This window comes from Sporosarcina pasadenensis, from assembly GCF_047228845.1.
GTDB lineage: Bacteria > Bacillota > Bacilli > Bacillales_A > Planococcaceae > Sporosarcina.
Genome location: NZ_JBFEGM010000009.1, coordinates 91,771 through 117,206, shown reverse-complemented (window position 1 = coordinate 117,206; position 25,436 = coordinate 91,771). Strand labels below are relative to the sequence as shown.

Below are 25,436 nucleotides of genomic sequence, written 5' to 3'. Positions count from 1 at the left end.
TACAAAGAGTTCTCGTTCTTAGCCGGCAATTTCTCATTCCTGCGCACCAAGTTCTCGTTTACACCAAAAAGCCGCATGCCCATTTCGGAGCACGAGGCCATTCTTCATTCAACGAGATCATTTTTAAACGCATAAATGACAGCCTGCGTCCGGTCCTGCACTTCGAGCTTCGACAACAGATTGCTGACATGCGTTTTCACCGTCTTCAACGCAATGAACAAGTCATCGGCGATCTCCTGGTTCGTTTTCCCCTTCGCCAATAAAAGGAGGATCTCCAATTCCCGCTCCGTCAGCTCATCATGAAGCCTGTGCCCGTTGCCGGACCGCATTTTCTGCATCATTTTCGACGTCACCTCAGGCTCCAACACAGTTTGGCCCTTCAACGTTTCGCGTATAGCTTCCGCAATCCGTTTGGCATTTGAAGTTTTCAATATGTAGCTAATGGCGCCGGCTTCGAGTGCCGGGTACACTTTGTCGTCATCGAGGAAGCTTGTGACGATGACGATTTTCGCTTCCGGCCATTGCTTGATAATCTCGGCAGTCGCCTCCGCGCCGTTCATTTCCGGCATGACCATATCCATCAAAATGATATCAGGGCGCAATGCGAGCGCTTTTTCTACAGCTTCCTTCCCGTTGACCGCTTCGTCGATGACCTCCATATCAGGCTGCGTCTGCAAATAAGCGGACACGCCGATGCGCACCATTTCATGATCATCCGCCAATAGAATCCGAATCATCCGGTTCATCCCCCTTTTTAGTCGGCAATTTCACTTCCACAATCGTGCCTTGTGATGGAACCGAAACGATTTTGCATGTGCCGCCGATTTCAATCGCCCGTTCCTTCACGTTTTGCAGTCCATACGATCCGCCTTTGCCATCCGACTCCTCGAAACCGACCCCGTTATCCTGCACGCGGAAAATGGCGAGTCCGTCACGTTCGACGAAAAGGACATCGACCTCGGTCGCTTGCGCATGACGCAACGTGTTTGACAACGTTTCTTGCGCAATCCGGAATAGATGGTCCTCCGCGCCTTTTGACAAAGACACTTCCTCCAAGCGATAGCGAATATCGAACGAAACCTTCTCTTTCAATTCGACTAACAGCTCTTCAAGTCCTTCCGCGAGTGACTTGTCATTCAACGCGGCTGGACGTAAATGAAGAAGCAAAGCCCGCATTTCGAGCTGCGCCTGCTGCACCATCCGCTCTACTTGCAAAAGTGGTTTTTGCGTCGCCGGTTCGTGCTGCTGCTCATTGATGGCTGACATAAGCATCGAAGCGGCAAATAGCTGTTGGGAAACGGAATCATGCAGCTCCCGGGCGAGACGTTGCCGTTCCTGAACAATCCGTTCCTGTATCAATTTATCTTGCGCCTCTGCGCGTTCATCCGTAATCCGCTGCAAGCTTTTCCGCTGTGTTGTCAAAATGTTGGATACGTCTTCAAGTGTTCTATCAATCTTCGGGGAAAATGATTTTGAGATCTTCACAACCTCGTCATGTTGAATCAACCCTGTCAGTTGCTGTTCAATCGACTTCACTTTGGAACGACCGATGCCGCCCATCCATCCTGCAATGCCCGAACCGAGCGCAATGCACGTGATGAGGATCCAGGCGCCTAACGGTACGTTCGCATATTGGATTTCATAAAAGAAAAGCCAGCTTTCATTCAACGGAATATCAACGAGCGTGTAAAAGTACAGTGCCGCAATTCCGATGAAAATGAACGATAAAAAGAGGCTGCGACCAAAAAAGTTCTTCATTTCCGCACCACCTCGATATCCCCGATCCACGTAGAAAGGGAGATGATCAGCTCTGCCCGGTCCCCAATGTCCGCGTCATAGCCGTCCTTATAATGAAGCGTCTCATTAATCATCCGCTTTGGACTGATGTCGAGAATTTTCGCTTCACCAAATAATGTATTGTAGTGAATGCGGACTGGAATTTCGTAAGGCAGGTCGACTTTAATCCGCCCAAATCCTTGTCGTATGGCAATGAAAGACGTCCCTTTTGGAAGAACTGTGTCAGTCACATCAACATGGATATCTCCGAAAAAGCCTTGAATCTGCACATCTTCCCATTCATAAGAAGAGAAGGGGGAGGACTGTACGGAAAACCATTTATTTTTCCAAATGCCGTTCGGCGTCTCCTTTTGGAACTCTTTCAGCGGGCGCATCATCTGCTCCGCCGGAATTCCTTTCCACAAGTGGAATAAAACATAAATGAACAAGGCGAGCAACAGCATGCGCAAGCTCCACAACGTCATCAATGCCATGATAATGAAGAAGAGCCCTAATAAGGCCATCCATTTCGAACGTCTCTTGAAACCGAAATACGTAAATCCGGCACCAAGGAGGAGGAAGATGATATTGCCATTCGATAGGAAAGTGGCCTCGATGAAAAAGAGCGCAAGAAATGCCACAACCCAAAACGTCATCTTATTCGTATCCATTTGTTTCATTGCAATGCCCCCTTCTTGATGTCAGATGGAAGAGGGAAGGCGAACCTTCCCTGTTTTTGTTTTGCAAGTGATCATATATCGTTGCGAGTGATCATAAATCGTTGCAAGTGATCATAAATCGCTGCGAGTGATCATAAAACGTCGCAAGTGATCATATATCGTTGCAAGTGATCATATATCGTTGCAAGTGATCATAAATCGCTACAAGTGATCATAAAACGTTCCAAATGATCATAAAACGTTCCAAATGATCATAAAACGTTCCAAATGATCATATATCGTTGCGAGTGATCATATACCGCTGCAAGTGATCATAAATCTTTGCAAGTGATCATAAATTCTCGCAAGCGTCCTACGCACTTCTATTGTCCGTCTCCGAGTCGCAGCTAATCGCCACTCTTCGCACTTCTATCTTACACAATTTCCGTCTTAGTTGCGGAATTTTTTTCAAGCAATTCCAATCGACGTTCCATCGATGACACTTCGTACTCGCGATTGATCTTGCCGCCGAGATTTTCGATATACGCATTCATTTCCTCGACGCTTGAAACGTGCTTGTCGCCGTTTTCAGGTGAGATGAATTGGTCCATGCGGCGATGGGCCCGTGTGACGTTTTCTTTCCCCATCAATTGCAACTGGCGGACTTTCATGTCTTTCACTTTATGCTTCATTTCCTCGAATTTACGTTCCAGCGCAATCATTTCCTGCTCTGATTGTGTAATGCTTGTCGCCAACTCGTTTGCACGCGTCTCATAAGCTTGAATCTCATCTTGAGCGAACGCGACCAAATCCTCTTCACCTGTCGACTGGGCGAGCTCTAATTGACGGCGGCGTTTTACGAGCATCGTTTCTGCTTCTGTGAACTCCTTCTCAAGCTCCAGCTTCAACTTCCCTTGACGCTCCAAAAGCTTGCCGACCGATTCAGTTTGCTTTTCCGCTTCCTTTATATATTGATTCAACATTGCAATTGGATTTTTCGCTTCCTTCTTATCAAGCGCCGAATGCAAGTCTGCTTGCACCGTGTATTTCAATCTGTTCCATAACGTGTTCATCTTAGTTTCCTCCTTATTTTGTAATTTCATCCCATTGACGTTCGAAGTTGACGAACGGATCGTCCGAATACTTCGCGTCAATTACATTGTCGTTTGTACGTTCATTCCATTTGCGCCATACATAGTAGACACCGAGTAATGCGATGATGCCGATGAATGCCGGCACGTTTGAAACGGCTGTCACCAATCCGATGAGTAAAACGATCCCCCAGAACAGCTTAAGGAATGTCGAATCACTCTTCCTGTAATAGTGGAACCCTGCAAAAGCGATTGCACCGGAGATGGCAAGCGCCAAAATCGACCCTAAGTTTGCGAGAACAACGATTGCCGCCACTATGCCGAGAATCGCTAGACCAAATTTTTTCATATTGTTGTTCCTCCTTTCGTTGTATCTACATCTTACAATTTCCCGCGACTCCTCCAAACGGCCGCAATGCGGATTTCACTCTACGACTTGAGACCGATTCTGAGCTAGGTACACTCAAAAATGCTCTAGATATTGGGAACGCTTTCATGTAAGCTATAAATATACGAACTATCAATCAATTCAGAGAATGAGGTGCGAGATATGAAGGATGTTGTCATTGTCGAAGGGGTGCGGACCGCGGTCGCAAGACGAAAAGGGGGTTTTTCGGAATATCGTCCAGACGAGCTTGCGGCTGTCGTCCTTGAGGAATTAATTACTCGTGCGGGAATCGATAAAGGTGATGTGGAAGATGTCATTTTAGGCTGCGTCACGCAGTCGGGTGAACAAGGGGGCAATATTGCGCGTACAGCGGCTTTGATTGCAGGGTTTCCAGTCCGTGTTCCTGGCGTCACGATCGACCGGCAATGCGGTTCGAGCCAACAGGCCGTCCACTTCGCCGCACAAGCAATTGCTTCAGGTGACATGGACATCGTCATTGCAGGCGGCGTTGAAAGCATGACGAGGGCGCCAATGTTCTCGAACATGGGAGACGCCAGACCGAGTCCGAAGCTGACGGAGAAACACGAAATCATCAACCAAGGACTATCCGCGGAGCGCATAGCGGAACAATGGGGGCTATCTAGGGAAGAGCTCGACCGATTCGCGTATGAAAGCCATCAGAAAGCGATCCGGGCTATTGAAGAAGGCAAATTCGACGACGAAATTGTGCCGGTTTCTGTGAATCGCGTCGAAGGTGAAGTGGAAACCGTCGCTAGAGATGAAGGCCCGCGTCCAGATTCAACGCCTGAAGTGCTTGCCGGCCTGAAAACGGTGTTCGACGAAAACGGCGTCATTACCGCAGGAAATGCAAGTCAAATGAGCGATGGCGCATCCGCTGTTCTTCTCATGTCAAAGGAAAAGGCGGAAGAAATCGGATTGAAGCCGCTTGCGCGGATCGTCGCCCGTACGGTTGTCGGTTCCGACCCGACATTGATGTTAACCGGTCCGATTGAAGCGACAAAGAGGGTGTTGTTGAAGGCGGGGCTTACGATTGGTGATATGGATATATATGAAGTGAATGAAGCATTTGCACCGGTGCCGCTCGCCTGGTTGAAGGATACTGGGGCGGATCCGGAAAAATTGAACCCGAACGGAGGGGCGATTGCGCTCGGTCATCCGCTTGGAGCGACGGGAACGAAATTGCTCGTGTCGATGGTGAAGGAGCTACAGCGCACGAACGGTCGGTACGGACTGCTCGCCATTTGTGAAGGGATGGGAATGGCGAACGCGACGATTATTGAAAGGATATAACGTTTTACATAAAGGGGGACTGACAGATGGAAATGCATGAAATCATAGCGATTGTCACCGGGGGAGCTTCCGGTCTAGGGGAAGCAACGACGCGGCGGATTGTCGCAGCGGGAGGAAAAGTCGCCGTTTTTGACATGAATGAAGAACGTGGCAAGGCGTTGGTCGATGAGCTAGGGCAAGACCATGTTTTATTTCTGAAGACGGACGTGGCGAACGCTGAAAATGTGGAAGCGAATGTAGCGGAAGCCGCATCTGCATTCGGGAAGGTAAATGCCGTCGTCAACTGCGCTGACATCGCAACGCCCGGGAAAGTCGTATCGAAAGGTGGTCCGATGTTGCTCGACCGCTTCGAGCAAGTGATCCATGTCAATTTGACAGGCACTTTCAATGTCATCCGGGTGGCGGCTGCCGCCATGATGAACAATGAGCCGAATGCGGAAGGCGAGCGGGGCGTCATCGTGAACACCGCGTCCGTGGCGGCATTCGAAGGGCAGATCGGACAGGCGGCGTACAGCGCATCGAAAGGCGGTGTCGTCGGCATGACATTGCCGATTGCTCGTGAATTTGCGGGGTTTGGCATCCGCGTCATGACAATTGCGCCCGGCCTCGTTGAAACGCCGCTCTTCGCCGGACTTCCGGAGCCTGCGCGAAATGCGCTCGAGGAATTGACGTTATACCCGAAACGGCTCGGCCGTCCGGAAGAATACGCGAGGCTCGTCGAAAGTATCTTTACGAATCCGTTATTGAACGGAGAGACGATCAGACTGGATGGAGCAATCCGGATGCAGCCGAGATAAAGTGAAACTTCAATCAGTGGTGGTCTTCCACTGATTGTTAGTTGAAGCGGGATAAAGGGGGAGATAGCTATGAAGCGCTATCGTTATGAAACAGATGAACACGTTTTATTCAGGGAAACACTCCGGAAATTCCTGTCGAAAGAAGCGGTTCCTCATTACGATCAATGGGAAAAGGACCGTCTGATTCCCGTCAGTTTTTGGCGGAAGCTCGGGGAAATGGGGTTTCTTTGTCCGCAAGTGGAAGAACAATACGGCGGTCTCGGTCTCGACTTCAGCTATGGAGTCATCATTGGGGAAGAGATGGAACGGGTCGGAGCGGGCTTGACGGGGGTCGGCCTGCATAATGATATCGTCGTTCCGTACATCGAATCGTACGGGACGGAAGAACAGAAGAAGCGTTGGCTGCCGGGATGCATCACCGCCGATTTTATTACAGGAGTTGCGATGACAGAGCCCGGAACCGGTTCAGACCTTGCCAACATCCGGACGACCGCAATAAAAGACGGCGATCATTATGTCGTGAATGGGCAAAAGACTTTCATTACAAACGGTGTGAACGGAAATCTGTTCCTCGTCGTCGTGAAGACAGATCCGCACGCGGAACCGAAACACCGAGGCATCAGCCTGCTAATGATTGAAGAGGGGACGCCTGGCTTTACGAAAGGACGGAAGCTCGACAAGGTCGGCCTGCATTCGCAAGATACAGCCGAACTCTACTTCGAAAATTGCCGTGTGCCAGTCGGAAATCTGATTGGCGGGGAAGGGAAAGGGTTCAGCTATCTGATGGAAAAGCTCCAGCAGGAAAGGCTGCTCGTCGCATTATCAGCACAGACGGCTTCGGAAGATATGCTCGAAATGACGCTCGACTACGTGAAGTCACGGGAGGCGTTCGGCAAGCCGATCGGTTCATTCCAAAATACGCAGTTCAAGATTGCGGAAATCGCGACGAAGGTGGAGCTCGGCAAAGCGTTTCTCGAATCGCTCATTGAAGATCATTTGGCCGGGAAGGACGTCGTGACGAAAGTGTCCATGGCGAAATACTGGATTACCGAAACGGCGCGTGAAATCTCCGCGGAATGCATGCAGCTGCACGGAGGATACGGCTATATGGAGGAATATAAGATTGCACGGAGATACCGCGATATCCCGGTCGCTTCGATTTATGCGGGGACGAATGAAATCATGAAGATGATCATTGCGAAGAATATGGGGCTATAGGAGGGAATAGCAGGAAGTTTGTCCGCATATGATTGTGTGGGCACAAGCGACTGCTGGGGACGGTTGTAAATGTTTCACACTATAAAAGCGCAAAAGGGGAGCGATTCAAATGATGCAAACACCATTATTACTATCGTCGTTCATTAAAAGAGCCGAGCAATTTTTTCCGAACAAACTGATCATATCGCGTACAGGACCTGACACAATCCATCGCATTCCATATCGTGAATTTGCGAAGCGGACGAGGAAGTTGTCGAATGCTTTGACGAAGCTTGGGATGAAGCATGGAACGAAAGTGGGGACGTTTGGCTGGAACCATCACCGGCATTTGGAAGCGTACTTCGGAGTGCCGAGTACGGGCGCTATCCTTCATATGGTGAATATCCGCTTGGCGCCGGAGCATATTGCGTACGTCATCAATCATGCGGAAGATGAAATCCTGCTTGTGGATGATAATCTTTTCCCGCATCTTGAAAAGCTAGCGCCGATGCTCAAGACGGTAAAGCATTACGTCATCATGGGTGATAGCACGGACGTGCCGGAAACGACATTGGAAAATGTCCATTCCTACGAGGCGTTGCTTGCGGAGGCATCGGATCAGTATGACTATCCGGAGGACTTGGATGAAAATACACCTGCGGGAATGTGTTATACATCCGCAACGACGGGCAATCCGAAAGGGGTTGTCTATTCGCATCGCGGCATCGTGTTGCATAGCTATGCGCTCGGTTTGGCGGATGCGATGGGACTGAAGGAAAGCGACGTCATCATGCCGATCGTGCCGATGTTCCACGTCAATGCATGGGGGATGCCATTTGCGGCGGTCTTTTTCGGGTCGACCCAAGTGCTGCCGGGACCGGGCTTCAACCCGCAGCTGTTGCTTGACTTGATTGAACAGGAGAAAGTGACGCTGACGGCAGGCGTGCCAACGATTTGGCTTGCGGTTTTGAAAGAGCAGGAGCTAAATCCGCGAAATCTCTCCTCACTCCGTGGAATCGTAAGTGGCGGCTCGGCATCTCCGAAAGGGCTGATTCGTGCATTTGAAGAGAAACTCGGAGTGCCGTTCTATGTCGGATATGGCATGACTGAAACTTCGCCTCTCGTCAGCTTGTCGGTCTACACGTCCGGCATGGAGGATTTGCCGATGGACGAACGGATCGATATCCGGGCGTTGCAAGGGTTGATTATGCCGGGGCTTGAAGTGAAAGTCGTGAATGAAGACGGCGAAGTGCCTTGGGATGGTAAGACGATGGGCGAGCTTGCGGTGCGTGGTCCTTGGATTGCAAGTGAGTATTACAAGGACGACCGGACGGCGGAGGCATTCAAGGATGGCTGGCTTTACACGGGCGACATCGCAGTCATGACGGATATCGGGTATTTGAAATTGATGGACCGGACGAAGGATTTAATTAAGAGCGGCGGTGAGTGGATTTCATCCGTCGACCTCGAAAATGCCTTGATGACGCATGAAGCGGTATTTGAGGCGGCTGTCATCGCCATGCCGCATGAAAAATGGGTGGAACGCCCACTTGCCTGTGTCGTATTGAAAGAGGGCAAAACCGCGGACGATGCGTTGAAAGCCGAACTGCTAACCTATTTGGAAGGCCAATTCGCGAAGCTATGGGTTCCGGACGATGTCGTCTTCTTGGACGAAATACCGAAAACATCCGTCGGGAAATTCCTGAAAACCGCTTTGCGCGAACAATTGAAGGGCCATGTATTGGAAGTGTGAATGGATGCCACCCGCTCTTGCAGCGGGTGGTTTTTTATTGGCGTTTTCAAGGGGGAATCTCCATATTTACGGGGGATTGGTGGTAAACACCCTAAGTGGTGATAAAGTGTGCGTGAGTGGTGATAAACCATCTCTAAGTGGTGATAAACTCTCCCTGAGCGGTGATAAAGTTGCCGTGGACGGTGATAACCTCCAGCAAGTCGGTGATAACACCCCGAAAGTCGCTGATAAACTTTATTCGCACACCTTCGCATTAATTTCATCAGAAAAGGGAATAGCGTATAGGGAGCATATTTAATGGAAGAAGTGTTCAATCACATAGGAGGTATTAGCATGCTGAACAGAATTCCGAAATCCGAGACGACAGCTTGTTCCCTTACTGTATACAATGATGGCTTTGCGCTTGTGAAAGATACACGTTCCATTCCGCAATTCAACGAAAATGATTCTGTCCATTTTGTCGGGGTGGCGAAGAAGCTGAAGCCCGATTCCATCATTGTTGAAGGGGTGGACTTGTCGGAACTTGTCTATGAATATGACCTGATGGATGAATTGAGGATTTTTGAGAGATATTTAGGCCGTCAAATATTAATCAAAGATCCGTTCACGAAACAAGATCGGGCATACACATTGCTGCGAGCAAATGGACCGATCGTCATGCAGGACGTCGAGACGAAAGAGCTGATTATCAATCCGAAGGGCGAACTGCGTTTTCCGGAAATTGAAGGCGGGAATCATGTAGAGCCGACACTTGTCTGGAAAGTAGCCGGGCAGCGAAGTGATGAGGTGTGTGTCTCATACTTGACAGGCGGGGTATCGTGGGAGGCGGATTATGTCATTTCCATGCATGGTGACCGTTTCGATTTGTCGGGCTGGCTGTCGATGAAAAACTACTCCGGCGTCTCTTTCAATGATGCTCAACTTCGTCTCATATCAGGTAAGCTGAGCAAGGCGGGCAATGAAAACGAAGAGAAAAGCGCGGAGTTGTCGAGGCGTGAAAAGCAGAAGACGGAAGCTTTTTCCGATTTTCATACGTACACGTTCCCGAAGACTATCGATTTGGAAGACCGTCAACAAAAGCAGCTGCGACTTCTATCATCCACAAATTCAAAAGCACGCATAATCTATGAAATCAACGAACTGACGTCAAATCCGGATATCTTCATCGAATTTGACAATACGGTAGAGAACGGTCTCGGTTTTCCGTTGCCTGCTGGGGTTTTTAAGATGTATCGGACGAACCCGGATGATGGCAGTGCGGAATTCATCGGCGAATACGCGATTAAGCATACTGAAGTGAATGAAAAAGTCCGTTTGAAATCAGGAGAAGCTTGTGACATTGAAGTGAAGGCGAAAAAAGCGGGTAAATATAAAGAAGGCGGATATGAGTACACCGAATACGAATATAGTATTTGCAATACGAAAGGTACCCCGGTCGAAGCTGTCATCCGCCAACAAGTTCCGGGACATTTATGGACGGTGGATGAATCGACGCATGAATGGCAGAAGAAACGTGACAAGATCGTACTGCCTGTCCATGTTCCTGTCAATGTCGAGGAAAAGGTGAAGTTCACAATCCGACATGACCGCTCTGCGAGAAGGACAATCGGTTTCTAAAGAATAACATTCCTAGCTATGTTCATATCGAAAAAATGTGGAAAAGCACCCGGCGCCGGGGATAAAACTGGCCACTGGGTGTTTTTTATTCACATGTGGATAATATTCATTCAAAAACACTCCATAATTCAGAAATTATAAACATATAAACAATCTTACCCACAGCTTTCGGTGTATAAGTCCATTTCGCGCATACTTATCCACTACATTTTCATTCATACTATTCCTTTTTCATACGTACAATCCATCAGGACAGGTTGGAACTTCCAAGTGAATAGGTGCGTCTGATAATATGGATATATAATTGAATTTTTACGACCAGGGAGAGTGTCATGGATAATTGGATAACTGAATTCATAAGTGAGCACGGATATTTTGGAGTGTGCTTTCTGTTGTTGATTGAAAATATTTTCCCTCCGATTCCATCTGAAATCATTTTGACCTTCAGTGGATTTGCGACTGGGTTTACAACGATGACGAAAACAGGCGTCATCATCGCTGCTACAATTGGTTCGGTCGTCGGTGCGATGATTCTTTATAGTATCGGTTTGCTCATCGATGTACCGAGACTCGAGAGATTTGTAGAACGGCGGGGACGCTGGCTGCGTATAACGAAAAAAGATTTAAGGAGAGCTGATGACTGGTTCGATAAATACGGTCCTTGGACAGTGTTTTTTTGCCGTCTTATTCCGCTCGTCCGTAGTCTAATTTCGGTTCCTGCTGGGATGTCCCATATGAATTTTCCGCTGTTTCTTGCATTGACAATTCTCGGAAGCTTCATTTGGAACACCATTCTTGTTACAATAGGGTTTGCAGTCGGTGAAAATTGGGAATCGATCGTCCACTATATGGACGTCTATTCAAACATTGTTTATGTGATGTTAGCAATTGGTGGAATCGCGGTTTGTATTGGTTACATCCGATTCCGTAGAAAGAGGGCTTAGTGGATGGATTTATTTGAATTACTAAAGGCGTTGATCCTCGGTTTTGTGGAAGGGATGACAGAGTTTGCGCCAGTCTCCTCGACAGGGCATCTTATTATCGTGGATGATATGTGGTTGAAGACGGAGGAGTTTCTTGGAAAATATCCGGCCAACACATTTAAGATCGTCATTCAGTTAGGGTCGATTTTGGCGGTTGTCGTCGTGTTTTGGAAGAGGTTGCTCAGTTTGGTCGGTTTGTATAAAATCGATGGGAAGAAGATGACGAGCCGTTTCAATCTGATGCACGTCGTCGTTGGTATGCTGCCAGCAGTCGTTCTTGGATTTGCATTCAAAGACTTGATCGATGATTATTTATTTGGCGTTAAAACGGTCATCTTCGCACTCATCGCAGGGGCAATCCTCATGATAGCGGCAGATAAATTCGGACCGAAAAGACCGAAAGTCCAATCATTGGATCAGATCACATATCGGCAGGCATTCACAGTCGGGCTTGTCCAATGTTTATCGTTATGGCCAGGGTTTTCACGTTCAGGCGCAACGATTTCGGGCGGCGTCCTGTTCGGAATGAACCATAGAACCGCGGCGGACTTCACGTTCATCATGGCGGTGCCGATCATGGCGGGAGCTAGTCTCGTGTCGGTCCTGAAAAACTGGGAATATATGACGATGGATTACCTTTCATTTTATATCGTCGGCTTTATAAGCGCATTTGTCTTCGCGCTCGTTTCGATCCGCTTCTTCCTGAAGCTTGTATCGAAAATCAAGCTTGTCCCGTTTGCGTTGTATAGAATTTTCCTAGCAATCGTCTTAGCAGCAATCGTATTTTTATAATAAAGTTGACGACCCTATTATGGGTCGTTTTTTTATTCTCTAAAACGGTCTTCTGCTACACTAAAGAAAAAACGGCGGTGAGGAACTTGAGTGAGCAAGTACTGATTATCGAAGATGAAGAAGCGATCGCGCGCGTTCTTCAATTGGAGCTTGAGTTTGAAGGATATTCGGTCGGCGTCGCGCATTCAGGGACGGATGGCCTGATCATGTTCAGAGAGCGGGAATGGAATCTTGTGCTGTTGGATCTTATGTTGCCTGGTATGAATGGGTTGGATGTGCTGCGGAGGATCCGGGCGGCGGAAGATGGCACGCCCGTTATTTTATTGACGGCGAAAAGCGATGTGGAAGATAAAGTGACGGGGCTCGACTTGGGAGCGAATGATTACGTCACCAAACCGTTCGTAATCGATGAATTGCTTGCCCGCATAAGATCGGCTCTACGTACTTCTCAAAAGAAAACCGTCGTGAAAGATGAATTTCTTCACGAGTTCGCCGGTTTATCGATCCACGAGCAGTCCCGTGAGGTGAAGCGGAATGGCGAATCGATTGATTTGACACCTAGGGAATATGATTTATTGCTTCACTTGATTCGTCATCCGAATCAGGTGCTTTCGCGTGAACAGTTGCTCGATGCGGTTTGGGGCTTTGACTATTATGGTGACACGAACGTAGTTGACGTCTATATCCGATATGTCCGGAAGAAAATCGATCGACGGAATGAACCTTCCCTTATTCAAACGGTACGGGGCGTCGGTTATGTGTTGAAGGAACCGGTCCATGAAACTTAAAAAGAAGATTCATGTTTTTTCGACCCTATTGATGTTCATTCTTCTTATGCTTGCAAATATCCTCATCTATTTCCTATTCGAAAGGATGTCCCATAATACGGAATATGATCAACTGCTCGGCCGGACGAAGGAACTGACCGCGGCGTTAAGCCAATTGGAGACGGAGGTGGATGCGGGCATCATCCTGCGTGCATTCAACCCGGCGAATGGAGCCATCTCCATTGTCAATAGCAACAATAAGCCGCTCGTTATTGTCGAATCATTAACGGGGCTTAGTAAAGTCAAAGGTCATGTGAACCCGGGCAATTCATATACAATCAACCAATTCGAAGGGACAGAAGCGTTATCCACTTCGATGCCGATCATTTGGCCGACAGGTGAAGTCGTTACAGTGAAAATGACCCAACTGCTGACAGGCGTTGAGGAGAATATGAGGGTTCTGAAGTATGTATTGATTGGCGTTACTGCATTTGCGATGATTCCGATCACCCTTTCCAGCATGACGCTCGGTAGAATTGTCACCCAGCCAATCGAAAATCTCATAACGGCGATGAACAGAAGCCGGCAATCGGGGACGTATGAAAAGATGACCGGGGTCGTACATGGAAATGACGAGCTTGCACAAATGGAACGGACGTTCAATGAAATGATGGAACAATTAGGACAGAACTATATGAAGCAGGAGCAATTTGTCTCAAATGCCTCGCATGAATTGAAAACGCCGTTGACCGTGATCGAGAGCTACTCCCGATTGTTGGCAAGGCGTGGTTTTGAAAACCGGGAAGTCGTCGATGAGGCGTTGAATGCAATTATCTCTGAAACGGGCAGGATGAAGGAAATGATTGCGCAAATGCTCGACTTGGCAAAGAGCAGTGGTTCTCATGCGTTCGAATTCGCACAAGTCGATTTGACTTCCTTGCTGGAAGAGGCAGTCAAACCATTGAGGCAAGCGTACGGAAGGGAAATCATCATCGAAGCAGATGGGCCGGCAATCGTTGAAACGGACGGTAAGTTTGTGAAGCAACTATTGTTCATTCTTCTCGACAATGCACGGAAATATAGCGATCGGGAAATCTTCACTTCTATTGAAAACTTGCAGAACGTAGTGGAAATTACCGTGAAGGATTATGGAAAAGGAATTCCACAATCGGACTTGCCACATATTTTCGACCGTTTTTACCGTGTCGAATCGGACCGTAGCCGTAAGACTGGGGGAACAGGGTTGGGGCTCTCCATTGCGAAGGAGATAGCCGATGGACTTGGCGCCACCTTGACGATTGAAAGTGTCGTGGATATGGGAACTGTTACCCGCATTTTGATTCCGAAAAAAAGAAAGGTTCTCAGTGAATTTTAATGTTGGGGCAGTAAGATGAAGGAAAGGAGGATTTTTGCATGAATATATGGAAAAAACCTTGGTTCATCCCGATTGTCTTGACGATCATCATTGTCGTCGCTGGACAGCTGTATACGGCAGGAAAGCTGACGAAGGCGGAAGCTTTGCCAAAAGAAGAGATTCGCTCCCAAATAGCGATGATTTATGATGGAGAAGTGGAAGATCTCATGTTAGATGGATCTGTGTATAAAGCGATAGTTTCAAGAGCAGGGGCGGAATACGCCGTGGAAGTCGACGCAGGATCGGGCAAAGTCCTTTCGCTCATTCAGACTAAAGAAACATCGAAATCCAATGTCGTTACGGAGATTGATAAAGGAAAAAAAGCTCCAATTGAAGAAGCTACGCCTGACGAATCGGCATACAAGGCGGAAAGCGAAGTTACAGAAGTCCCGAAGCCGAGCGCCAACAAAACAGGCAAGCAGGAAAAACCGCGAAAAACGGTTCTCATCTCCGAGCAGCAAGCAAAAAAAATCGGATTGGCCCAATTGCCGGCTGGGGCGATCGGCGAAGTCGATGATGTGGACTTTGTGAATTCGGCAGACGGTGGTTACTATTTAGTACAAATCGATATCGATACAGAGGATGATATGGATGAAGTCACGTATCAAATCCATGCGATCTCAGGAAAAGTGATGACTGTCACTTGGGATGATTAAAATAAATAATTGATTCTCATCAATTTTAGGTAAAAACACGATAAATAGAACATATCCTCAGCCTGATTGAAAACGCTTGTCATCCTAGGCGCGAAGTGGAGCGAAGACGCGAATAGAACTAAAGTTCATGAGCGGACGAGCGACACGAGCAACAACGGATGCGAGCGTTTGTCAACAGGCTGAGAAATTGATTCTCATCAATTTCTAATATTCCTCTCAATGTCCTCTCATCTTCACAAGGTAGTATGAAGATAGAAGAAAAAAGGAGGAAAACAAATATGAAAAAATGGATGTTGATCCCTGCAATGGCAGGAGTCGTAGCTGTCGGAAGTGTTGCAATGGCGGAGGACTCGGTTCCGAGTGCTTCTAATAAAGCAGAAAACATGATCACTTTGAAGGAAGCAAAACAGGTTGCTACCGAGAAAGTGAAAGGCGGAAACGTGACGGAAATCGAGTTGGATGAAGACGACGGTCGTTACCATTTCGATATCGACTTGAAAGACGAAAAATTTGAGTATGACTTAGAAGTAGACGCGTACACAGGTGAAATCATTAAATTTGAAAAAGAAGTGGTCAAGAGCAGCAAGCAAGCAGTATCCGGCAAGCTGTTGACGGAAAAAGAAGCAATCGCCATTGCTAAAAAGAAGGCAACGGGCACAGTGAAAGAGATTGAGCTGGACACGGATGATGGACGTAAAGAGTACGACATCGAAATGAAAGACGCCAAGTTCAAATACGAAATCGAATTGGATGCTGTGACAGGCGAAGTATTGAAATTTGAAAAAGAGCGTCACAGTGGTGCGAATGACGCTGAACCGACAAAAGAAAAACAGGCAGCGAAATCGGTTGACAACAAGACGATGCTAACGAAGGATCAAGCGATTGCCATTGCGAGACAACATGCAAGCGGCGTAGTAACCGATTTCGAGCTGGACGACAATGTTTATGAAATTAAAATGGAAGACGGCAACATTGAATATGAGTTGGATATCGATGCCTTCACAGGCGCTGTCCTTTCATTTGAACAGGATGAAGATTGAGTAACTGAAAAAATCGTCAAAAACATAAAAACAGAGCGAGCAGCTGTCATACTGCCCGCTTTTTTTGTGCTTGTTTCGCTAACAATAGATGTCTGTTTATATAGTCTGTTCCGGTTCTTTGTCTGTCACATCGAGTATGTCTAGGAGGAAGACAAACACTGGAATCCCGATGATCAATCCCCAGACGCCAAAGAAGTTCTGCGAAAAGATGAGGACGATGAACGTATAAAATACCGGCAAATCCGTTTTGGAAGACATCAGCTTCGGGTTTAATATATAAGCTTCCACTGCATGAATAACCATGATAGCTATAAGCAAATAGACAACCGTTAAAATACCGCCTATCGTAAAACCGATAATCGTCAGTGGTACGAGAGAAATGATGACCCCGGCGACAGGAATGAGCCCCAAGAAGAAAATCATGATGGCCAATCCGATAATTTGCGGGAATCCAAGAATCATCAAGACGATGACAGACAGAAATGTATTGACGAGTGCAATAATGAACTGTGCTTCAATCACTTTGCCAAATGTACGTGAAAATTTCTTGCCGAAAAATTCAATTTCATAATAAAACGGAGCAATCTTACTGTTCTTAAACTTACCTGTGAATTCAATTAACCGAGGTTTTTCAAGAAGGAAAAACAAACTTAAAATGATTGCAAGAAGCACTTGCACACTTGTTTTACTAATGTCAGTAAAAGATTTAAGTAAATATGAAAATCCGTTTTCTACATAACTCTTAATTTGTTCACTGGAAATGACAGACTCAAGAAATCCGAGCAATTGGTTGTCATGTGACTGTGTGGAGAAGTTTTTAATTTGCCTAATGAGCTGGCTTATTTCAAGTGTGATGATCGGTAAATATTTGACGAGGCTGATCGTCAACAAACCGACAATCAATGTGTAGAGGAATATTACAATCAGTTTATGATTAAGTCGAACATACTTGGTTGTAAAACAGACAAGCCGATTCATTAAAAATGAAAAAATAAAGGTCAACAAGATTAAATTCATCATGCTTCTTACGCTAAAGAGAATGATGATGATCAAAGCGAAGATAATGAACCGTTTAACTCCTTTTTTCCGCAATACATCTGAAATCAAATCCATATAAACGAGTACCTCACATATTCAATTATTATGTAAATAATAGTACCATACTGTTAGTATCCACTTGGCATATTAAGATTACAAGCAGGAGCTCTTCGATAAAAAAAAATCGCGGCTCCTGCGCAAGATGGGTGGCTTTTGTTCTTTGTAATCATTGAGTCTAAAGTCTCGATATGATTATATTGGATTCAAACTCGCGCATAACCTTACAAATTAAACCTCATACACCTTTCCGACGACCGCCAATTCAGCATCTCCATCATAAACTCCCTTTGCTGCGTCCAAAATGTCCGTCGGATCGCCGTGCAAAGGCAAATGAGTCAATACTAGTCGGTTCGCGCCTGCCAGCTTGGCAAGTCGTCCTGCCTCACTGCCTGCCATATGTCCCGGTGCTTTGCCGAGATGCTCCTCGTATAAATTAGCCTCGCTAATCAACAGATCCGTCCCGCGTGCAAATTCCACGAGTTTGTCATGCCATTCCGTATCCGCGGTTAACGTGACGGAACGGCCTTTCACCGTGAATTTCATTGCTAAACAATAGACGGGGTGAACTGTTTCACAGAAGGAAACCTCAAAAGGTCCGATATGGACAATGTCCGTTTCCTGAATATCAACGCCAATTGTCTGCTCTTTATACGACAGCTTTTCAAAGTTCTCTTTGTCCTGGTCATGGCCGTAAATCGGCAATGCGGGCGATGGATTTCCAAGATAATAGTTTATGAGCCGGCTATATTGCAGGCTGCCGATGTCCGCGATATGATCCGCATGATAATGGCTGATCACGACTGCATCTAACTTTTCCAAAGGTACATAATTTTGCACGGAAGCGAGCACGCCGCTTCCGCAGTCAACGAGGCAATGGAACCCTTCATGCTCAATCAAAAATGACGAAGTGGCCCCATTTGCTTTCGGATGGCCACCCCAAATCCCAACCGGAATTACGTTCATATTTACCGAACCTCCATATAATCCATATGTTTGCTTTTATACCTAACGGGGTATATCATTGAATTGAGAACTAAACTTAAAAGGAGAGATGAAAATGACGACATCTACAGCTACAGTGTACACTACGAACACATGCCCATACTGCACAATGATGAAAAATTATTTGGATGAACAAAATATCCCATACCGTGAAGTGAACGTGCAAGAGGACGAAGAAGCAGGTCGGAAGCTCGTCGAAACGACAGGGCAAATGGGAGTACCGCAAACCGAATTGAACGGCCAATGGATTTTAGGCTTCGATACGCAAGCTGTGCAGGCAGCATTGAAAGGGTAAGCGGTTGAAAAGGGCCACTCTCATTTCCAGATCGTGCTCAATCAACACCTCTGAACATAAATATCCGAAAACCTGCATCGGCCATATTGCGCTCTTCCTCACAGGAGTTTTTCTTGTGATCATAGAGCTGACGAACTAAATTTACCCTCATTGACACGAAAAGTGTCAATGAGGGATTTTTTTTTGAAGAAATAGAGTACAAAAGGCTTTATAAACAAATAAAAAGAAGGTTCAGTAAAAGGTTACCCAATAGTCTTAGTTCGAGATATTTAGATGCGAGCTTGAAAAAAAGAATAGAAAGACCCAGCCAAAAGTGCCCCGCACCTAATTAGTATGCTATTCATCACGCTTTTTTACTTGGGATTAGCAGATAAGCATTCAATAGATGTACATACATGAAAGGTGGTGCCTTTATACCTAATGCCTATTATCCTGTTTGATGTACGAATTGCTCATGCCCTTTTTTGACAACGAAAAATTGAAATGGTAATCATATACATATAGTGTCAATTATCTATGAATCTTGCACGATGAAGTTGGAGGTAACTTACGATGAAAAAGTTAGTACTAACTGCAATGGCTTCTTTATTAATTGTAATTGCAGGATGCAATAGTGGCGAAAAATCAATAAAGGATATTGAAGGATCTGCAGAGGAAATAAATTCACCGAAGGATGAGGAGGTTGGTGCCGAGAAGGCGAATAGTGTACCGGAGTTCCCTCCAGCACCTACGGAAGCTAGTGACATTATCTCACTAGGAGCTGGAGAAAAGATGAAGGAAATCCAATCTGCAGCTAAGGGGAAATTGACGAAAGAAGACTTTGCGGCAATGAATGATCTACCGGTCGAGAATATGACTGTTGAAGAAATTTATAATGGCATCGTTGATTGGTATGCGATGGATTATTCAAGCGTCCACGATCCTCTCATCAACTTTGAACCGGATTACGGAGAATATGGAATCGATAAGAAAGAAAAGAAGCAATTGAATATTTCAGTGTTAATCGACGCGAGCGGCAGCATGAAAGCTTACGTTGGCGGGGAGCAAATGATGGCTCTTGCGAAGGATGCGGTAAAACGTTTTGGTGCAGGCCTACCGGAAGAATCCATCGTCTCCCTTCGTGTTTATGGACATGAAGGTACGGGGTCAACTGCAGACAAAGGGATGTCATGTGCAAGCAATGAGCTTTTTTACAGCCCGGATTTTTACGAGGAGCAATCATTTAATGAAGCTTTATCCCAATTCGATGCTGCAGGCTGGACTCCTCTTGCGGCTGCCATTGAAACTGGCGGAGAAGATCTACGGGTAAAGGCCTCTTCCAATACACAGAACGTGATTTTTGTAGTCAGTGACGGTGTGGAAACTTGCGGCGGAAATCCAGTAGAGGAAGCTAAGAAATTAGCGAATTCCGACTTGAATGCCGAAGTGAACGTATTAGGCTTCAATTTAGATAGTGAAGGGCAAAAGCAATTGAAGAAAGTGGCGGAAGAAGGCAACGGGAAATATGCCAACGTCAAATCGAGAGTCGACTTTCAAAATACATTCCAATCGATGCTAGCCGAAGCGAATGCCGTCGTTCGCGAATTGAACCAAAAAGCAGTGCATGGAATCGAAATTAACAACCGTACAATTCGCCTGAACGACCAAGTTCTTAAACTTCATTCCAGCTTCTTTGATTTTGCAGCAGAGGAAAACAGCATTATGAGAATGGCTGTAAATGTGCTACGCGACGAGGATCTAATCGACAACGAGACGCAGTTCGCTTTGTCGGATTTGATTGATGAACGCCGTAAAACGATGCGAGAGTACGGCGAATCCATTAAGAAAGAGAAGCTCGAACTCATTAAAAAGACCCGAGAGGAAATATTTAAAGCCCTGCATGAGGAGTGATGGATGGTGCATGTTCTAATCGATCAAACATTGGGGATTCCCGTCCCTCCGGGCATTTCCGCAAGCATACGGAAAATCAGCATGAAAAAAGGCCAGGAGCTGAGGGAATTCCTGTCTAAGAGAGAAAATAGTCTGCTGAAAGCGAAATTGCCTCTCGTTAAGCGGAACCTTGACGTCGAGGTGAAGGAATTAGGAGTTTACCTGAGAAAGCATGAGAGAGTGTTATACATCTTTGATGGCAATTCAACCGATGAGCAATTTCTGAAACGTGTACGGAATTGGTATTTACTCGAGTACGCCCTTCAATTGGTGGACGGTTCGGAACATCGGGCGTATGCCTACTATTTAATGAAGCTGCTGGATGAGGGGTATTCATTGTCATCTTCCCTTCCTCCGCCGAATGGCTACGTCATAAGCGGAAAAGGCAAGATCGGACATTCCTCCTATTACAAAGTAGGAAAGAAATCAAAGGAGAAGAATTTTTACTTTGTACATCCGACGACAAAGAAAATGCATAAAGCCCCGTCTCCGGAAGGGTTGCTAAATAACTTGGTGAATCATCATCCGGATACAGAGTTTGTTGCTGTCGGCAACGTAGACATTAAAGACAATGAAAATGTCAGTTACGAGCAGTTGCATAAGTGGGCTTTACCGAATGCAGTGAGCTATCTTTCCATCTTTCCACTCCCGGAAAGATCAGATGATAAATAGATTGAAAATTGGAGTGGGCGATTGATGATTGATTCAAAGAGAAAAGCAATCATATTTTTAACAATTTCATTCATATTGGCGATTGTGACGGCAGGCGTCGTACTTGTGCAGATCAGCCAAGCGCAAGATCGATTGGGTGAAATGATTGAAGTAGCCTCTGTTGGTAAGGAGGATATAAGTTCCTATTCGGAAATCAATCCGGACAATATCGAGTGGGTGAAGTTTCCGAAAACGAATGCGTACAGTTCATTCATTACGGATGCCAAAGACTTAGAAGACGTTATTTCCATCGTGAATTTGGAGTCTGGCGATATTTTGACAAAAAATCTAGTACGAAAAAAGCTGGATATCCCTGCAAATGAGAGGGTCGTTTGGTTGAACGCAACTGATATCGTCCTTATCGACCAGCAAGTGGCGGAAGGTGACCTTGTAGATGTGATAGTCTCAAGGGAAATTGAAAAAAGCGTGGAGACGAAGAGGCTGCTCTCTAACATAAAAGTTGTTCAAATCGAAAAAGGTAGCGAAAACACCGAAAGCATCAAAATTTCCTTGCCAATTTCGGAAGCTGAGCAATTGATTCATTATCAAAATTTCGCGAAGCAGATCCGGGTTCTCCGTGTCAATCAAGTCGGATATGATGCGAAATCCGATCAGAAATCGACCCCGATCGTCGAGGAAAAACCTGTAGAAAAGGATGCAGAGAAAAAGAAAACGGTCACAGATGTCGAGGTTGAACAGAATAAGGAAGAAAAGAAACAGTCCGAAAATGGCAAGGACGAATGATCATTGGTGAAAGAAGGTTAGAAGCGGATGTTCCAAGTGAATTCACTTTTACTGACAGGTGATGAAGAATGGCAAGCGTGGTTTTCGGAACATGCGAAACAACATGAGTTGAATATGACGATTACGCAGGACATCCGGAAACTGACTGGCCAGCAACATTACAATTTAGTTTTCATTGATGTAGATGCAATACCGCTTGAAGAAGTCGGACCGAAATTTACGTCGAAGAGTGTAGTTGTTGGTTTGACAAGGACGGAAGACTTCGAAAAGTCGAGAGAGTGGCTAGTGAACGGAGCGAAGGATATTATCGTGTTCCCGGCTGAGGAGACACGAGTTATGAGTCTTATCCAAGATGTCGTCCGTCAGTACAAACTTCAAAGAGAGACGGACATGGGGTTCGGCACAGGGGAAGTACATGCCTTTTACAGTGCGAAAGGTGGAAGCGGCTGTACGGTATTGGCAGCAATGATGAGCCAATCCTTGAGCGTCCATCAGTCGAAAAAAGTTTTACTCATTGACTTGAACGCCCAATATGGAGTAACAGATACGCTCTTTTCCATTCAACCACAGCGCACTTATTATGATTTGCTTCCGGTCGTGAACGAAATGGAATTACGTCATTTGCAAAACATTGCAAACGAGCATCCTGAAACAGGAGTCTTTATCATTTCCAGCCCTTCCGATCCGGAAAAGACAGAAGAAATTACAGACGAGCTGATTTCAAAATTAATTCGAGTGGCTCGTATGCATTTCGATCATGTAATCATCGATCTTCCTTCGGCAATGAATTCCATTACATTCACTGCGTTGAATACGGCAACGAATTTGCACTATATATTGACGCCGGATAGCCTTGGATTACGCTCCTACAAATATGCAGATGAATTGTTCAAACGTTTTTCAATCGGCAATGGCATTACGAAAACATTGTTGTTGAATAAAGTACACCCGAAAAATGAAATGACTTCATCGGATATTGAGAAGATCATTGGGCAGAAAGTTGACGCGACATTTACGGATGACTACTTCGGCATGCAGCCCAATATAAACATGGGCACTGGTTTTTTCAGAAGCAGGAAGCATAAAGGTGATTCCAAGGCAGCCCGGGACATGAAGAAATACATAGATTCCTTTGTCACGAAATCGAAGGAGTGATAAAACATGTCATGGATTGAAAAGGCAACAGTTAAAAAGCAGGACCAGAAATGGTCTGTATCCCAATCGCAAGTTGATATATGGGTCCGGCATTATAAAGGTCGTTTAATAAAAGAGGCTAACTTGGAGAGCATCATTGTCCTACAGCCGACAGAACGTAAACAAACGATTGAAAGACTCATCTTGCAAATGATTAATGAAGAAAAAGTAATTATCCCAAGTGAGCAGATAGAAGAAATTATCCAGCAGCTGATCAATGAATCGGTCGGTTATGGCCCTCTTGAGGAACTGCTGAAGGATGACGCCATTACGGAAATTATGGTAAACGGGCCATCTGAGGTGTTCATCGAGAAAAACGGAAAGTTGGAGAAATCTCCTGTCCGTTTTAATAATGAAGAACATATCCGGCACATTATCGATCGAATCATTGCTCCATTAGGGAGGCGAATTGACGAAAGTTCACCAATGGTAGATGCGCGGCTTTTGGATGGCAGCCGTGTCAATGCAATCATTCCTCCAATCAGTTTGGACGGGCCTTCCATTTCCATCCGTAAATTCAAGAAAGACCCTTATACGATTGATGACTTGATGTCGTTTGATAGTTTCTCAGAAGAGATGGGAGCATTCCTGAAAGCGGCGGTCGCGGCGAAAGCGAATATCCTCGTTTCAGGGGGGACTGGAAGTGGAAAGACGACTCTTTTAAATGTGTTGTCCGATTCTATTCCATCAGGCGAGAGAATTGTAACAATCGAGGATATGGCAGAACTTCGTTTTTCATACGAAAACCTTGTCCGATTGGAGGCACGCCCTCCAAATATGGAAGGGACCGGGGAAGTGAAGATCCGCCATTTGGTACGAAATGCACTCCGGATGCGCCCGGATCGAATCATCGTAGGTGAGGTCAGGGGATCCGAAGCAATTGACATGCTCCAAGCAATGAACACCGGACACGAAGGATCTTTGACAACGGTTCACGCTAACACACCGAAAGATGCTTTAGGGAGACTGGAAGCCATGGTGATCATGTCAGGTTTGCCGTTGACCGTCGATGTCATCCGAGGGTACTTTGTCGGGGCGTTGGACCTGATCGTCCAAACTTCTAGGTTCACGGACGGCAAGCGGAGAATCGTCAATATTTCAGAGCTTGTTGAAGAAGACGGCAACATCAAAGTGAAGGATATATTCGTATTCGACAGAACTGCAACTTTACAGGATGGAAGAATCGAAGGAAACTTCCGCTCGACAGGCTATATTCCGAATATGTTGGATCGCTTTAAAAGTTTCGGCATTCCTTTCGAAGAAACAGTCTTTAAGGAAGGTATGTACGTATGAGCTGGACACTGCCTTTATTGACTACGACGATATTTATGTTCTGTATTTCCGTGTACTATATAGCAAAAAGCAAAGGCCAGAAAAACGCCAAAAAGAGGGTCGATGACTGGTTCGATGTAGAGCTGGAGAAGGAGAGGAAAAGTGTCGTCCTTCTATTGGGCGGACTTTTCGACCGCTCCGAGCTTTCCGAAGACTTGCACAGCAAGTTGAAGCAAGCCAACCTTTCCCTCATGCCTTCGGAGTATATGGGAATCTATATATTGCTAATCGCTTTGCTAACTTTTATTAATAAATTTATACTCGGCCTCTACTTCATGATGGCCATTCTGATTGCTTACTTGATTGTGATGGGCAGCTCCAAAGCTTTCCTCAGTACGAGGAAGAACAAACGAACCGAGTCGTTTAACAATCAATTACCGGAAATCTGCCGGACGATGTCCAATGGAATAAAAGCGGGACAAACGATTCCGCAGGCGATTGAAATGGTCGCCCATTCAGTCAAAGCGCCTAACGGACCCGAATTTCAACGATTCAATCAGCGCCTGAAATTGGGCGACAGTCTTGAAAAAGTGTTGAATGAATTTCGTGAGCGTGTCCCGAGCAATGATGTATCCATATTTGTCAGTACGATCCTCATTCAGCAAAAAGTCGGCGGCAATCTATCTCAAGTTTTATCGAATATGGCCGAAACACTTGAGGAACGGAGTCGCGTCCATAAGGAAATTTCAACAGTAACGGCGGAAAGCCGCTCGATTGCATATATTCTCGTCGTCATGCCATTTCTGATGGCCATTATGATGAATTTGTTTATCAAAGGATTTCTAAATGTCCTCTTTAAACCGCTTGGGCTAATCTTGTTCATTATTTTCACGGCAATTGTACTATGCGGTTTCGTCTTGATTAGAAGAATTACGGATATAAGGGTGTAG

26 protein-coding genes are annotated in these 25,436 nt (G+C 46.0%); 19 read left to right on the top strand and 7 right to left on the bottom strand.

Going from position 1 to position 25,436, the window contains the following annotated elements:
• Positions 1 to 104: 104 nt before the first annotated feature.
• From AB1K89_RS13410 to AB1K89_RS13390, 5 genes are all read right to left on the bottom strand, one after another.
• Positions 105 to 737, bottom strand: coding sequence for a response regulator transcription factor (locus AB1K89_RS13410; RefSeq protein ID WP_413055222.1), 633 nt, complete (start codon positions 735 to 737; stop codon positions 105 to 107).
• The gene (locus tag AB1K89_RS13405; protein WP_413055221.1) at positions 712 to 1,758 is read right to left on the bottom strand and encodes a sensor histidine kinase; all 1,047 of its coding nucleotides are present in this window, start codon (positions 1,756 to 1,758) and stop codon (positions 712 to 714) included. Before AB1K89_RS13405 ends, AB1K89_RS13410 begins: the two co-directional genes overlap by 26 nt.
• On the bottom strand, positions 1,755 to 2,456 hold the full coding sequence (gene liaF / locus AB1K89_RS13400) for a cell wall-active antibiotics response protein LiaF (protein ID WP_413055220.1): 702 nt from the start codon (positions 2,454 to 2,456) through the stop codon (positions 1,755 to 1,757). The genes AB1K89_RS13405 and liaF overlap by 4 nt, the downstream gene beginning before the upstream one ends.
• 413 nt (positions 2,457 to 2,869) lie before the next feature.
• Positions 2,870 to 3,508 carry a PspA/IM30 family protein gene (locus AB1K89_RS13395; protein WP_413055219.1) on the bottom strand — a complete coding sequence of 213 codons (639 nt, stop codon included), beginning with the start codon at positions 3,506 to 3,508 and terminating at the stop codon, positions 2,870 to 2,872.
• Between the two features lie 13 nt (positions 3,509 to 3,521).
• The gene (locus tag AB1K89_RS13390; RefSeq protein ID WP_252501724.1) at positions 3,522 to 3,875 is read right to left on the bottom strand and encodes a lmo0954 family membrane protein; all 354 of its coding nucleotides are present in this window, start codon (positions 3,873 to 3,875) and stop codon (positions 3,522 to 3,524) included.
• Between the two features lie 201 nt (positions 3,876 to 4,076).
• Here AB1K89_RS13390 and AB1K89_RS13385 point away from each other — a divergent pair, with 201 nt between their 5' ends.
• The 12 genes from AB1K89_RS13385 to AB1K89_RS13330 all read left to right on the top strand — a co-directional run bounded on the left by AB1K89_RS13385 (position 4,077) and on the right by AB1K89_RS13330 (position 16,241).
• Positions 4,077 to 5,225, top strand: a complete 1,149-nt coding sequence (locus AB1K89_RS13385) for a thiolase family protein (protein WP_413055218.1) — start codon at positions 4,077 to 4,079, stop codon at positions 5,223 to 5,225.
• A 26-nt stretch (positions 5,226 to 5,251) separates the two neighbouring features.
• Positions 5,252 to 6,022, top strand: coding sequence for an SDR family NAD(P)-dependent oxidoreductase (locus AB1K89_RS13380; RefSeq protein WP_413055217.1), 771 nt, complete (start codon positions 5,252 to 5,254; stop codon positions 6,020 to 6,022).
• 69 nt (positions 6,023 to 6,091) lie between these two features.
• Positions 6,092 to 7,240: an acyl-CoA dehydrogenase family protein gene (locus AB1K89_RS13375; protein ID WP_413055216.1), complete on the top strand. Its 1,149-nt coding sequence runs from the start codon at positions 6,092 to 6,094 to the stop codon at positions 7,238 to 7,240.
• 109 nt (positions 7,241 to 7,349) lie between these two features.
• The gene (locus AB1K89_RS13370) at positions 7,350 to 8,972 is read left to right on the top strand and encodes a long-chain fatty acid--CoA ligase (protein WP_413055215.1); all 1,623 of its coding nucleotides are present in this window, start codon (positions 7,350 to 7,352) and stop codon (positions 8,970 to 8,972) included.
• A gap of 4 nt (positions 8,973 to 8,976) precedes the next feature.
• Entirely contained in the window at positions 8,977 to 9,270 is a 294-nt protein-coding gene (locus tag AB1K89_RS13365; protein WP_413055214.1) for a hypothetical protein, read from the top strand.
• 35 nt (positions 9,271 to 9,305) lie between these two features.
• A complete protein-coding gene (locus AB1K89_RS13360) occupies positions 9,306 to 10,589 on the top strand; it encodes a DUF4139 domain-containing protein (RefSeq protein ID WP_413055213.1) in 1,284 nt (427 codons plus the stop codon).
• 332 nt (positions 10,590 to 10,921) lie between these two features.
• A complete protein-coding gene (locus tag AB1K89_RS13355; protein ID WP_413055212.1) occupies positions 10,922 to 11,533 on the top strand; it encodes a DedA family protein in 612 nt (203 codons plus the stop codon).
• A 3-nt stretch (positions 11,534 to 11,536) separates the two neighbouring features.
• A complete protein-coding gene (locus AB1K89_RS13350; protein ID WP_413055211.1) occupies positions 11,537 to 12,364 on the top strand; it encodes an undecaprenyl-diphosphate phosphatase in 828 nt (275 codons plus the stop codon).
• Between the two features lie 86 nt (positions 12,365 to 12,450).
• Entirely contained in the window at positions 12,451 to 13,152 is a 702-nt protein-coding gene (locus AB1K89_RS13345; protein WP_413055210.1) for a response regulator transcription factor, read from the top strand.
• Positions 13,142 to 14,506, top strand: a complete 1,365-nt coding sequence (locus AB1K89_RS13340) for an ATP-binding protein (protein WP_413055209.1) — start codon at positions 13,142 to 13,144, stop codon at positions 14,504 to 14,506. The genes AB1K89_RS13345 and AB1K89_RS13340 overlap by 11 nt, the downstream gene beginning before the upstream one ends.
• A gap of 38 nt (positions 14,507 to 14,544) precedes the next feature.
• Positions 14,545 to 15,201 (top strand): PepSY domain-containing protein, encoded by a 657-nt coding sequence (locus AB1K89_RS13335; RefSeq protein WP_413055208.1) that lies wholly within the window; start codon positions 14,545 to 14,547, stop codon positions 15,199 to 15,201.
• A gap of 278 nt (positions 15,202 to 15,479) precedes the next feature.
• Positions 15,480 to 16,241: a PepSY domain-containing protein gene (locus AB1K89_RS13330; RefSeq protein WP_413055207.1), complete on the top strand. Its 762-nt coding sequence runs from the start codon at positions 15,480 to 15,482 to the stop codon at positions 16,239 to 16,241.
• 96 nt (positions 16,242 to 16,337) lie between these two features.
• Here the strand turns inward: AB1K89_RS13330 and AB1K89_RS13325 are convergent, their stop codons facing one another.
• Together AB1K89_RS13325 and AB1K89_RS13320 are read right to left on the bottom strand one after the other, a co-directional pair.
• Complete coding sequence (locus AB1K89_RS13325) at positions 16,338 to 17,354, bottom strand: AI-2E family transporter (RefSeq protein ID WP_413055206.1); 1,017 nt, start codon at positions 17,352 to 17,354, stop codon at positions 16,338 to 16,340.
• 213 nt (positions 17,355 to 17,567) lie between these two features.
• The gene (locus AB1K89_RS13320) at positions 17,568 to 18,302 is read right to left on the bottom strand and encodes an MBL fold metallo-hydrolase (protein ID WP_413055205.1); all 735 of its coding nucleotides are present in this window, start codon (positions 18,300 to 18,302) and stop codon (positions 17,568 to 17,570) included.
• Positions 18,303 to 18,396: 94 nt separating this feature from the next.
• On the opposite strand from AB1K89_RS13320, the gene AB1K89_RS13315 reads away from it, so the two are divergent.
• The 7 genes from AB1K89_RS13315 to AB1K89_RS13285 all read left to right on the top strand — a co-directional run bounded on the left by AB1K89_RS13315 (position 18,397) and on the right by AB1K89_RS13285 (position 25,436).
• The gene (locus AB1K89_RS13315) at positions 18,397 to 18,636 is read left to right on the top strand and encodes a glutaredoxin family protein (RefSeq protein WP_413055204.1); all 240 of its coding nucleotides are present in this window, start codon (positions 18,397 to 18,399) and stop codon (positions 18,634 to 18,636) included.
• 552 nt (positions 18,637 to 19,188) lie between these two features.
• A complete protein-coding gene (locus AB1K89_RS13310; RefSeq protein WP_413055203.1) occupies positions 19,189 to 20,526 on the top strand; it encodes a vWA domain-containing protein in 1,338 nt (445 codons plus the stop codon).
• A gap of 3 nt (positions 20,527 to 20,529) precedes the next feature.
• Positions 20,530 to 21,237, top strand: a complete 708-nt coding sequence (locus AB1K89_RS13305; protein ID WP_413055202.1) for a hypothetical protein — start codon at positions 20,530 to 20,532, stop codon at positions 21,235 to 21,237.
• Positions 21,238 to 21,261: 24 nt separating this feature from the next.
• A complete protein-coding gene (locus AB1K89_RS13300; protein WP_413055201.1) occupies positions 21,262 to 22,020 on the top strand; it encodes a CpaB family protein in 759 nt (252 codons plus the stop codon).
• 27 nt (positions 22,021 to 22,047) lie between these two features.
• Positions 22,048 to 23,175, top strand: a complete 1,128-nt coding sequence (locus tag AB1K89_RS13295) for a CpaE/TadZ family protein (protein WP_413055200.1) — start codon at positions 22,048 to 22,050, stop codon at positions 23,173 to 23,175.
• Between the two features lie 6 nt (positions 23,176 to 23,181).
• On the top strand, positions 23,182 to 24,507 hold the full coding sequence (locus AB1K89_RS13290) for a TadA family conjugal transfer-associated ATPase (protein WP_413055199.1): 1,326 nt from the start codon (positions 23,182 to 23,184) through the stop codon (positions 24,505 to 24,507).
• A complete protein-coding gene (locus AB1K89_RS13285; protein WP_413055198.1) occupies positions 24,504 to 25,436 on the top strand; it encodes a type II secretion system F family protein in 933 nt (310 codons plus the stop codon). The genes AB1K89_RS13290 and AB1K89_RS13285 overlap by 4 nt, the downstream gene beginning before the upstream one ends.